The organism is Streptomyces tateyamensis (assembly GCF_003205575.1).
In the GTDB taxonomy this organism is placed as follows: domain Bacteria; phylum Actinomycetota; class Actinomycetes; order Streptomycetales; family Streptomycetaceae; genus Kitasatospora; species Kitasatospora tateyamensis.
In genome coordinates this window covers 1-1663 of record NZ_PYBW01000236.1, presented here as the reverse complement: position 1 = coordinate 1663, position 1663 = coordinate 1, and the positions used below count along the sequence as shown (strand labels likewise).

1 protein-coding gene is annotated in these 1663 nt (G+C 70.9%); it reads right to left on the bottom strand.

From position 1 onward, the window contains the following. Window positions 1-149: 149 nt before the first annotated feature. Window positions 150-1538, bottom strand: a complete 1389-nt coding sequence (locus tag C7C46_RS33020) for an IS1380 family transposase (RefSeq protein ID WP_110673594.1) — start codon at window positions 1536-1538, stop codon at window positions 150-152. Window positions 1539-1663 lie beyond the last annotated feature (125 nt).

Here is a 1663-nt window from a genome sequence, read left to right as displayed (position 1 = left end):
CTGAGCCCGAATCCACCGATGTGACGCCCGAGTGATCGTTTAGGGGGTTTCGGGGTTGTGCTCTGCCGGGGGACGTGCGGTGTCCGCTGGTCTGCCCAGCTCTTCCACGTGTGCTCCGGTCGGGCCCTGGCGGGCGAGTGGTCGGGTCGTCAGCGGGCAGGTGGTGCGTGGGCGGCGGCGAACAGGTCGGTGAAGTCGTGCTGCCAGGGCCATCGCTCGGGCAGGTGCAGGGTGAACTTCCGTGCTGTGCGGGCGATTCGGGCCGGGACGTGGACCAGGTGCGCCCGCAGGGTCACGGTCGTGGCCCTCGCGTGAAAGGTCCCGGCGAGTGCTCCAGCGGCCCGCAGCAGGTTGTGCGCGGTCGCCCACAGGGTGAGCCAGGCGGCGTTGGCCTGGAAGTCGCCGGAGGGAAGGTGGGCCAGCGCAGAGCTCTTGCCGTCCGCGATGACCTGCTCGATCGTGGCGTGCTGCCGGTGCTGGAGCTCGGCCTGGAGCATCTCGAACGGGCTGTCGGTGAACACTGGGTGGTAGCGCCAGGCGGTGAACAACTCGCCCTGCCCGGCGGCCACTTCCGCGTTGAGCCGTCGGACCCGGCGCACGATCAGGCGGGCAGTGACGTGCTCGGCCTTCTTGCGGCCGGTGAACGCGGTGTAGGTGGTCTCGGCGACCTCGGCGTCGGAGACCAGCTCGCCGGTGTCGGGGTCGACGAACGCCTCCGGGTAGCGGATCGCCGTCCACGCGTCCTCGTCGATGGCGCTGATCGCGGCGGCGACGTGCGGGTTCATCCGCACGGTGACGGAGAAGCGGGCGTTCGCGCGGCGGCAGGCGGCCACGACGTCGGCGTTGTAGAACTGGCTGTCGGCGCGGACGATCACCGTGCCGCTCGCGCCGGCCTGACGGGTGGCCGTGAGGGCCTCGGCGGTGAAGGGCCCGGCGCCGCGGGCGTCGGCGGCCTTGCCCCGCCGCAGTCGGACGGCCGCGATCACCGGGCGGGCCAGCGGCGTGGAGAGGGTGGCCAGGATCGGGTGCAGGGTGCGTACGCCCTTGAACCGTCCGACCTCGGCGCCCTGCTTGGCGCGGCCGTAGACCCGTCGGTGGGTGGGGTCGATGTCCACGAAGGCCACCTGTTCCAGGCCGGGCAGCAGTGGGGTGGCCCGGGCCAGGCGGGCGAGGAAGTCCCGGTGCACCGAGTGGAGTTGCCGGTTGTGCCCGTGCGTGAAGGCGCGCAGAAAGGTGCCCAGGGTGGACGGAGCGCGGACCCCGCCGAACAACCGGCCCATCGCGCCGTGCCGGAGCCGGTTGGTGTCGTCGATCGAGTCGGCCCCGGCGCACATCGCCGCGACCAGCGTCATCACCTTCGCCGTCGGGTTGGCTCCGGCACCGTTGTCAGCGTCTTCGATGCGTAGCCGGTCTCCAACCAGGGCGGGCAGGCCGACGCTCTCGGCCAGGCGGACCAGCGGGACCAGCCCCGCGTCCGCGATCAGATTCGGCTCATCGAACACGGCGGAGACGGCCGAGACGGCGTGAGAGGATTGCACTTACGAGATGCCTTGCTGATTGTGCGTGGTGGAGCCTAGAGAACTCCCATCATCGCAGGTCGCAAGGCATCTCTTCGTTCTACGGAACCTCCCCGGCACCGATCACCCGGTGGATCCGGGCTGAG